The organism is Roseofilum sp. Guam, assembly GCF_017746735.1.
Taxonomy (GTDB): Bacteria; Cyanobacteriota; Cyanobacteriia; order Cyanobacteriales; family Desertifilaceae; genus Roseofilum; species Roseofilum reptotaenium.
The window spans coordinates 21,606-31,808 of the sequence record NZ_JAGHZN010000054.1 but is presented as its reverse complement, the minus strand read 5'-3'; the positions used below and the strand labels follow the sequence as shown (position 1 = coordinate 31,808).

Here is a 10,203-nt window from a genome sequence, read left to right as displayed (position 1 = left end):
ACTTCTATTTCTCGTCCGTAGAGTTTTTCGGGGATGAGAAATCTACCAGCAATATCCCGGCTACCTAACTCAAAGGCTTCTATTTTTCCCCTTTCCTGCCATTGTTTTAGAGCCTGTTCTAGGTCGAATTTTAACCCCAAGGCGCTCTGATATCTCTGTTCTGCATTTTTAGCCATCAGTTTCATCACGATATCTGAAACCACCGAGGGGATTTTAGAGCCTGAATTTCTGGCTTCTGGTGGTATGGGGGGTTGGGAAATGTGACAATGGACTAACTCCATGGGGTCGTCACTGATGAAGGGTAGGGTTCCAGTGAGCAGTTGGTATAAGGTGACTCCCAAACAATAGAAGTCACTTCGATAGTCTATACCTCTATTCATGCGACCGGTTTGTTCGGGAGAAATATAGGCGAGGGTTCCTTCGAGGACGTTGAAGTTTTTGATTTCTTGCGCTTCACGAGGCAGTAGGGAGGCGATGCTGAAGTCAATCAGTTTCACCTGTTGGCTTTGTTTATCGATGAGCAGATTGGCCGGTTTAATGTCTTTGTGGATTACTCCTTTGCGCTCAAGCTCGTCTACTATATCGGCCAGTTGAATGGCAATTGGCAAGGCAGTTTCTAGGTCTAAGTATCCTTTTTGGTCTAAGACTTTGTCCACAGAGATGGCTCCCACATCCTCCATGACTAGGGCATAACCATTGCCATATCTCTCGAGGCTTAAGGGGACGACGATGTGGGTGGGATTGAGGTTTTTGGCGATGGTGTACTGGTTACGAAACTGTAGGAGTTCACTCAAGCTCGGGTAGGGGTTACGCAGGAATTTGATCACGACGTTGAGGCGATCGTGCGGTCTCCTTCGTATATCTTGTAGTTAATTTGATACCCGGGTAGTTCTCTAGTCATCGCCGTTGGTCCAACCTGCTCGCTATGGTTTTATGCTTACTCTTAGATCGACTTCAAGTATAACTCCGTATTACCTGAACAGCTCACTCAATCGATCGGTAATAGATCTCCCCTCAAAGCAATATTGAGAAACGTGAAAGTTTAACCCAGATAGCTCAAAATAAATATCAAGAAAGAAAAAACAGGCTCATAAAAATAAGGGGGGTGGGGCAGCGAAAATAAAGTTAGAAAAGCAGATTATTTTAGGTTTTTCTGTGTCCAGAATTACCTGATTTTGAGAATTTTACGAATCTAGTTTGGAGTGAATGAGTCTACCCCCCATATTGTTTTTCATGAGATGTTTGAGTGTCTGTCAGGAAGACCCGTGGCGATCGCCGATGTAGAGATTGGATAATCTGGAATAGCTTAATCGGACAAAACAGGTTTAAGTTGTCAAAGTTGAGATAAACTCATGGGTGCAGTTAGCGATCGCTCGTAGGATTTGCTGGATAAACAATCGCCAATAGTTTTCCCACTACCCATTACCTATTACCCATTACCGCGCGAAGCACTCTATCCTATGATTGGGATCGCCCCTAACCCGAAACCCAATGCCCATGGATCGTGACATTGAAGCATCCCTCAAAAAAGCTGGAGTCGAATTTATCCGTATTCTCTGGTGTGATAACGGCAATATGATTCGAGCGAAAGCCGTTCATGGGGGCATGTTATCCCATTATCAAGAGCAGGGGGTAGGGTTGGCTATGGCTCAACAAGCGATGCCAGTCATTGGCAGTACACCAGCTTCTGGAAGTGGGTTAGGGCCCGTGGGAGAGGTGCAATTAATTCCCGATTGGTCTACACTGATGGCTCTACCTTATACCCCAAGCCATGCACGGGTGATGGGGAATATGGTGAAAGAAGGAGAACCTTGGGCACTCTGTCCTCGACGGTTTTTGCGGGATATGGCAGCCGATGCGAAACTGGAAGGGTTGGAAGTTATTGCTTCATTTGAAAATGAATTTTATTTACTAGAGCGCTCTGAAAATGGGGAAATTATTCCCACTGACCAAGCTCCCTATTGTTCGACCTATGGTATGGATATTCAGCAACGGATTATTGATGATATTGCGACGGCGTTAAATGAGCAAGGAGTGTTAGTGGAGCAGTATTATCCAGAGTCCGGGCCGGGACAACAGGAAATTTCGGTGTTGTATACTCATGCTTTGGCTGCTGCTGACCAGCAGGTGGTGTTTCGGGAAACCGTGAAGGCGATCGCCCATTATCATCATCGTATTGCTTCTTTTTTACCCAAAATTTTCCCCGATCGCGCCGGAAGTGGCGCTCATCTCCATCTAAGTTTATGGCATAAAGGCGAAAATTTACTCCCCAACCCCTTCGGACTTTTGGGATTATCCGATCGCGCTCGCTGGTTTATTGGTGGTATCCTCCATCACCATCGTGCCCTGATGGCCTTCACTAATCCTATCCCGAACTCCTACCGTCGTCTCCAACCCCATTCCTGGAGTGGAGCCTTTTCCTGTTGGGGATTAGACAATAAAGAAGCCGCCATCCGCGTCATAAGTAACCCAGAAGGCACGGGTTCCACTCATTTTGAGTTTAAAACCATTGATGCTGCTGCAAACCCCTATTTAGCCCTAGGAGCGGTAATTGCAGCCGGTTTGGATGGGGTGCGAAACCAGATCGAACCTCCCGAACCGGTAGATTGCGATCCGGGTACCTTGCCCGAAGACGAGCGCCAACATCGTGGCATTGAAGGGTTACCGAAAACCCTTCTAGAAGCGATAACGGCTTTGCGCGACAATCAAGTTTTACTTAAAGCGCTCAGTCCTCCCTTAGCCCAAGCCTATTTAGCCGTGCGCCAAGCGGAATGGGAAACGATGAAACAGTGGGATTTGCAGACTGAGGTGAAGAGGTTGTTGGAGTCTTATTGAGACGCGGGAGTGGGGGAGTGGGGGACACCAAGACACGGAGACACGGAGACATGGAGACGCGGAGATACACAGATATGGAGATTGCCTGTTCCCTATTCCCTATTCCCTATTCCCATCAATGCATATGACAGGTATTAGTATTCTGAGTGGACTGGTGCTGCTGGCGATCGCCACTTACCAAGTCTATCAACAAATTGCTCGCCGCCGTCGGGCGGAACTGAGCCTGAGACAACAAACACAGCGGGAGCGGTTAATTCACGAAATTGCCCAACATATCCGGCAATCGTTGCATCTCGATGAAGTCCTGGCAACTACGGTTGCTGATGTGCGGCAATTTTTAGAGTGCGATCGCGTCTTAATTTATCAAATTTATGCTGATGGAACCGGGTGCGCCATCACCGAAACCGTTTTACCCGATTATCCCTGCATTTTAGGCACCGTCTTTCCGGAAGAAGTCTTTCCCAAGGACTATCATCAAGCTTATCTGAACGGCAAAATTCGGGCGATCGCCAATATCGAACAGGCCGACATTGAACCCTGTTTAGTCGAATTTGTCCAACAATTTGCGGTCCAAGCGAAATTAGTTGTTCCGATTATCCAAACGCCAACCGATATCGAAAACCCCGATCGAACTCCCCATCTGTGGGGCTTACTCATTGCTCACCACTGTCGCCAACCCAGGCAATGGCAACCCCACGAAATCGAACTGATGAAGCAACTGGCGACTCAAGTGGCGATCGCCATTCGCCAAGGAGAACTCTATCAACAACTGCAACAGCTTAACACCCAACTCGAACAACATGTACAGCAACGCACCGAAGAACTCGCCCGCACCAACGACGCTCTACGCCTAGAAATTGCCGAACATCAACGCACCGAAATCGCCCTCCGGCACACCAACCACACGCTACAATCTCTAATTGCAGCCTCCCCTCGTGCTATCTTTACCCTTGACCTCCAAGATAAGATACAACTTTGGAATCCAGCCGCCGAAAAAATATTTGGTTGGACAGAACCCGAAGTCTACCATCAACCCAACCCCATCCTCTGTGAAGAAACCGTCGAAGAATACCGCAACCTTCGCCAAGCTTGTCTGCAAGGCATCACCCCTCCCAGTCTCGAACTGCGTCGCTTCAAAAAAGACGGCTCCCCCATTGATATCGTCTTGTCTGCGGCTCCCCTGCTCGATAGTAATGATCGCATTAGTGGCATGGTTGCCGTAGTTGCGGATATCACCGAACAGAAACGGCAAGCGGAACAGGTGCGCCTGCTTCAATCTGTGGTCATCAATACCAATGATGCCGTCCTAATCACGGAAGCCTTCCCCATCGATCTCCCCGGCCCCCGTATTCTCTATGTCAATCAAGCGTTTACACGGATGACTGGTTATACCCTGGAAGAACTGATTGGCCAAACCCCCCGCATTCTCCAAGGGCCAAAAACCGACCGCCAAAAACTCGACCAGGTGCGAACTGCCCTGTGCCAATGGCAACCATTAACCATAGAATTGATGAACTATCGTAAAGATGGCTCGGAGTTTTGGGTGGAGTTTAGCGTCGTTCCCGTTGCCAACAAGAACCACGAATATACCCACTGGATTTCTATCCAGCGAGATATCACCGAACGCAAACAGACTGAAGACGCTCTGCGGCGCTCTGAAGAACGCTTCCGCTCCCTAATTGAGAATGCCTTAGATATTATTACCATTCTCGATCGCCAAGGAAACATTGACTATGCCAGTCCCTCAGTAGAAAAAGTCCTGGGGTATTCCCCGACTCAACTGATGGGTCAGAACTTTTTTGACGTAGTGCATCCCGATGACTCCAGCAAAATTTATCAGCAGATGATTAATAGTTTGGAAAGTCAGGATATGTCCCTTCTGATGGAATTTCGTGCCCAACATCAAGATGGGTCTTGGCGTATCCTAGAAGCTGTTACCCATGGCGATCGATCGGCGAATGAAAATGGGATGGACACATCTCCAGAACTGCGAATTGTTGTAAATTCCCGCGATATTACGGCTCGCAAGAGATTAAACGAGGTCAAACTTGCCCTAGAACAGGAAAAAGAACTCCATACCCTGAAAACTCGCTTTTTCTCTATGGCTTCCCATGAGTTTCGCACCCCTCTGAGTACAGCTCTAGCGGCTGCCCAATTGTTAGAACAGTCTTCTCATCTGAATCGACCGGAAGATCCGATCAAGCGCTCCAGGAATTTACGGCGAATTGAAGAATCCATTAAACAAATGGTACACCTGCTCGATGATATTCTCACCATTAATCGCGCGGAAGCGGGCAAACTGGAATTTAATCCCCAAACCCTGGATTTGCCTCACTTCTGTCGCCAATTGCTCGAAGAAATTCAGTTCAGTGCGGGTCATCAGTATTCCCTTCAGTTCATCTGTGCTGAAGATTCGGCTTGGGTGGATTTGGATGAGAAACTGCTGCGATCGATTCTGTCTAATTTGCTCTCTAATGCGATTAAATATTCTCCGGTTGGTAGCGATGTTGAACTACGCTTAACCTTTGAGCAGCAGAATATTATCTTTGAAATCTGCGATCGCGGTATTGGCATTTCCCCAGAAGATCGACAACACCTCTTTGAACCCTTCCAACGCGGTCACAATGTCGGCAATATTCCCGGTACCGGATTAGGGTTAGTCGTGACTCAAAAATGCGTGGAATTACAGGGCGGAAGCCTTCGGGTTGATAGCCAGATCAGTGTCGGCACAACCTTAACGGTTATTTTACCTATAACCTGACCCTGTCTTAGGGTCAAGCCATGAGAGTGTAAAGTTTTATGAAATTCTCTCTCATTTAACGACCTGGAGAAATCCCCATCGTTTAGGATGCAGGAGTTATGGCCATTCGGTCAACTATCAGAAATTAGCTTTATTTAAAAACAATGGGAAATTTAACTACAGCGACGCTGGGCTTAGATGCCTTTGAAATTGAACCTCTAGAACTTCGTCCTAATGCTGACGAAGCAGAGCTAGAGCAGATCATTCGGGCTGTTTATAAACAGGTGTTGGGAAATCAGCATTTGATGGAAGGCGACCGCCTCTCTAGTGCTGAATCCTTATTACGCAATGGAGATATTACTGTTCGTGATTTTGTCAGGGCTGTAGCCCAATCAAGTCTGTATCAAGACCTTTTCTTCCACTCCTCCCCCCAGTACCGCTTTATCGAGTTAAACTTCAAGCATCTATTGGGTCGCGCTCCCCAATCACAGGAAGAAATTGCCGAGCATGTCCAAATCTATAATCAGCAAGGATACGCCGCTGAGATTGACTCCTACATTGACAGTGAGGAGTATGTTGAAAATTTTGGCGATCATGTTGTGCCCTATCCGCGTAGCATTCGTTCAGTGGTGGGATTGAAAAATGAAACCTTCAACCGGATGTTTTCTCTACTACGTGGACCGGCGGCCAATGATAGCGGTAACTCGGCTCGGTTAATCACTTCTATCGCAGCGAATGTCGCCACTCCCATCGAACTTCCCGCTGTAGGAAATGGTGCTTCTTATGGCAATACAGACAAGCGCTTTCGGATTGTATTTTCTAGCTCCAAAGCTACGGCTCGTCTCAACAAGTTAACCCGTCAGGAATGTCTGGTTAACTATAGCCAGATGTCTCAGGAAGTTCAGACTATCCACAAGAGGGGTGGAAAAATTCTCAAGATTACTGAGTTGGTTTAGTTCTGAATCGCGATCGGCAGAATCTCCCTCTGTATATTTAGACGATTGAATCCAGAAGTTCGAGTAGGGGCGAATAGTTTTCGTCGCTACTCTGTCTTATTTTTATGGGGCATAAGTGTAGCGCTATTGTGGAATTTATTGAATTAATAAAAGTTACTTTTACCTAATCGATATCCAATTCCATGAACAGTTTCAATAAAATCTTCAGGGGCACCCACGGCTTTTAATTTTTGACGTAAACTCCGAATATGGACTTTAATTGTATCTTCTTCTGGAGGATCTTTAAGTGACCAAATATGTTCAATCATCACATGACGACTCAACACACGACGACCATTACGCAGTAAGAGTTCTAAAAGAGAATATTCTTTGGGGGTGAGATGCAAGGGGCGATCGTTATAATTGGCTTCATACGTGCTAGGATCAAACCTTAATTTTCCCCACTCTAAAATAGGAGCAGATACACTCCCTCGACGTAAAAGGGCACGAACCCGTGCAAACAATTCACCGAGATCGACCGGTTTAACAATATAATCATCTGCTCCAGCATCGAGACCCGCGATTTTATCACTAACTGTATCACGGGCCGTTATCATCAAAACTGGCATTTGATAACCTTGAAGACGCAGTTGCTTACAGAGACTGATGCCATCAAGATCGGGAAGCATCACATCCAAGAGCAAAAGGTCATAATCAAGAGCATCAAAGTATTCCCATGCTGCTGCTCCATTGGGTGCAATATCAACGACATAAAGTTGATCGGTGAGGGCTTCTGCTAGAGTCTCAGCCAAAGTTATGTCATCTTCAATTAAAAGAATCCTCATGTGGTTATCGTTGCCTTGACCCATTCATTTCAGCTTACAAGAAAACTCAGCATATTCTCTCGGCGATCGCGGGATCAAGTATTACAAAATGTTAAAATTTGCTAGATTTTAGTCATCTTTCCGATTTCTTTACCGTTTCTTCCCTATTTTAATTACGTTCCATCTGCTAAGTTGCTAACTTATGGGAGGTTGGCTCATTTAGCTAAAAAAAATCCGTAATGAAGGATTACGGATTTTCCTTGACAACCGAGGTTACTGCTGATGGAGGCGGGATAAGACCTGTATAGAGCAGGACGAAAGTTAGCTCTTTCGGAGGCAATTGCTTCAGAAGTCAGAAGCTGGCGTTGCGCCCTAATGGTACAATGTCGAGTAGTTCACACAGTTTTCTAGAGACTAGCTTAACGTTACTCTCTAGAGTCCTCGAACTGAAAAATCACAGAAAGAACTTTCACCTTTGAATCAAGATGAGGTTCAAAGTGGAGAATTCAGATCAAAACAATTGGGTTTAAGATGGGCCCTGAGAATCGGATTTAGGCGATCGCTTAGGGCTTATAATTTACCTGTTGAAAGGAAAATCCTTTTTTTAACTTATTGTAACCCCAAATACTCCAGGAGATTCTATGACAATTCCCTTGCTTGAATATTCCCCAACCACTCAAAATCAGCGAGTTGAGGGGTTTGAGATTGCTAGTCCTGAAAAACCTCGAATTTATACAACTGAAGGATTGCCTTCATCTGTAGAGGTGGATGAGTTGATTTGGGCTGCCTATCGGCAAATTTTTAACGAACAACAATTGATTTATCACAATTACAAAAATGCTCTGGAATCTCAGTTAAGAGCAGGACAAATTACTGTCCGTGATTTTATTCGATCGCTGCTCTTATCTGAAAGCTTTCGGCGCAATAACTATGAACCCAATAGTAATTATCGGTTTGTAGAATTGTGTATTCAACGGGTACTCGGACGCGAAGTGTATGGAGAGCGGGAAAAATTAGCCTGGTCGATTGTTCTTGCGACGCAAGGATTAAATGGATTTGTCGATCAATTACTCAATACAGAAGAATACTTGACCCATTTTGGTTATGATACGGTTCCCTATCAGAGACGGCGGATTTTGCCCCAACGTTCTCAGGGAAATTTACCCAGTGCGAGGATGCCTCGGTATGGAGAAGATTATCGCCAGAAATTAGAATCTTTGGGTTATTTTCCACCTCTTATGCCGACTTATCGTTGGTCATGGCAGCGCCCTCCTTATCCAGGTTGGGTTCGTCTAACAGGCCGGCTCATTGCTCTCACTGGAGGAGGTTTATTAACCTTAGGAGTAGTTGCTGTAGCTTTAGCTGCTTGGGGAGTGATTTCCTTATAAATAAGGAACACTAAACTTCAGGAAATTTAGGTTGAAGATCAATGAGGTATTGGCTTTGAGACCTACCTGTAGTAGACTAAGTTCATCAGCAAACTAAGCAATCAACAGTTGAGTAATATAACTTAACTGTTGCAATGTTTCTGATTATCGATCCAAACCTCGATATTACTCCTCCTGTATTCAAAATCAGGGAGAGGAAAAAGAGGAAAGACGATTAATTAAATAAAGCATTGAAAACCCATTCAGGATAATACCAATGAGTGTAGTATTAGATGACCCCATTGAGCTTTGGAGTGCCAGTAGCTTGGATGAACAGCAAATAGTAATTCGTGCTGTTTATAAGCAAGTGCTGGGAAATCCCCATGTAATGGACAGTGAACGGTTGGTTACCGCTGAATCCCAGTTGATTCAAGGAGACATCACCGTTCGTGAATTTGTCCGTGCGGTAGCAAAGTCTGATTTCTACCGTAGTCGCTATTTTGAATCTTGCGCTCCCTATCGATTTGTTGAATTGAATTTCAAGCATCTGTTGGGACGTGCGCCAGTCGATCAGGCGGAACTTTCGGAACATATTACTCTGTGTATTGAGCAAGGTTATGATGCCGAAATCGATTCCTATATCGATAGTGTGGAATACCAAGAGAAGTTTGGAGACAATATCGTTCCTTACTATCAAGGTTCAATCAGCCAAGTCGGACTAAAGCAAGTTGACTACAACCGCACTTTGTCTTTATACCAAGGTAATGCAGGCGTAGATAGCGCATTTAAAGGTTCTCGGTTGGTACAAGATGTGGCTACCAATTCAACAACGAAAATTAAGTTGCCTTCCACAGGTGGTCGTGTAGCTGCCTATCAAGATGCAACCGAGAAGACCTTTGAGATTCTGGTAACCGGATCTAAGTTTGATTGTCCCCGCCATGTTAGTACAACTCGGTATTTAGTCTCTGGAGCAAAAATGACTCCCCAAATCCAACGGATTCATCGAGCCGGTGGTAAGATTGTGAGCATTACAGAAGTGGCATAAAAATCGCCATAATACTGTGCCCTGGTAGTCAATCATTGGACAGATAAACAAGGGGTTAAAACCCCTTGTTTTGCTCTAGAGAGTTGAAAAGTTCTGAGTGGAGAGAGCTGTGATACCCCCAGTGGCTTGTCAAAAAATGCGAAACTGGATCAGAAATCGCTATTTAATCTGTTCCGGTAGTTTTTTTATATTTCAAAGTGTAGAATATTCAGCGGTAGAACGATTTGAAGAATGTGTATCGAGTTTGGGCGGAACTTTGATTTCTGTAGAACCAGCTCGGCGGGTTTGGATTGGTCAACATCGACAGGTGATTTTGTATCAAGCCAAGGCTAGCTTGCACACCCCTAATCATAATTTAAAACAGTATTGGTTACAATACGGTAGTTTTTATACGAAATTTAATGACCCTTGTGGGGAGGATAACTAAGACGGTGGACAGTTAAGAGTCAAGAGTTGG

General features: G+C 45.3%; 7 protein-coding genes and 1 pseudogene. 6 read left to right on the top strand and 2 right to left on the bottom strand.

Annotation, left to right across the window (positions count from 1 at the left end; translation table 11 throughout):
- Positions 1 to 851: pseudogene (locus J7529_RS19565) on the bottom strand (serine/threonine protein kinase); the annotation flags it as partial.
- 646 nt (positions 852 to 1,497) lie between these two features.
- Here J7529_RS19565 and J7529_RS19560 point away from each other — a divergent pair.
- The 3 genes from J7529_RS19560 to J7529_RS19550 all read left to right on the top strand — a co-directional run bounded on the left by J7529_RS19560 (position 1,498) and on the right by J7529_RS19550 (position 6,531).
- Positions 1,498 to 2,835 carry a glutamine synthetase family protein gene (locus J7529_RS19560; protein ID WP_271938602.1) on the top strand — a complete coding sequence of 446 codons (1,338 nt, stop codon included), beginning with the start codon at positions 1,498 to 1,500 and terminating at the stop codon, positions 2,833 to 2,835.
- Positions 2,836 to 2,959: 124 nt separating this feature from the next.
- Positions 2,960 to 5,596: a PAS domain S-box protein gene (locus tag J7529_RS19555; protein ID WP_318730361.1), complete on the top strand. Its 2,637-nt coding sequence runs from the start codon at positions 2,960 to 2,962 to the stop codon at positions 5,594 to 5,596.
- 143 nt (positions 5,597 to 5,739) lie between these two features.
- Positions 5,740 to 6,531, top strand: coding sequence for a phycobilisome rod-core linker polypeptide (locus tag J7529_RS19550; protein ID WP_271938597.1), 792 nt, complete (start codon positions 5,740 to 5,742; stop codon positions 6,529 to 6,531).
- A gap of 143 nt (positions 6,532 to 6,674) precedes the next feature.
- Here the strand turns inward: J7529_RS19550 and J7529_RS19545 are convergent, their stop codons facing one another.
- Entirely contained in the window at positions 6,675 to 7,355 is a 681-nt protein-coding gene (locus J7529_RS19545; protein WP_318730360.1) for a response regulator transcription factor, read from the bottom strand.
- A 620-nt stretch (positions 7,356 to 7,975) separates the two neighbouring features.
- Here J7529_RS19545 and J7529_RS19540 point away from each other — a divergent pair.
- The 3 genes from J7529_RS19540 to J7529_RS19530 all read left to right on the top strand — a co-directional run bounded on the left by J7529_RS19540 (position 7,976) and on the right by J7529_RS19530 (position 10,173).
- The gene (locus tag J7529_RS19540) at positions 7,976 to 8,722 is read left to right on the top strand and encodes a phycobilisome rod-core linker polypeptide (RefSeq protein WP_271938591.1); all 747 of its coding nucleotides are present in this window, start codon (positions 7,976 to 7,978) and stop codon (positions 8,720 to 8,722) included.
- Between the two features lie 256 nt (positions 8,723 to 8,978).
- Positions 8,979 to 9,746 (top strand): phycobilisome rod-core linker polypeptide, encoded by a 768-nt coding sequence (locus J7529_RS19535; RefSeq protein ID WP_271938589.1) that lies wholly within the window; start codon positions 8,979 to 8,981, stop codon positions 9,744 to 9,746.
- Between the two features lie 109 nt (positions 9,747 to 9,855).
- Complete coding sequence (locus J7529_RS19530; RefSeq protein WP_318719632.1) at positions 9,856 to 10,173, top strand: hypothetical protein; 318 nt, start codon at positions 9,856 to 9,858, stop codon at positions 10,171 to 10,173.
- Positions 10,174 to 10,203 lie beyond the last annotated feature (30 nt).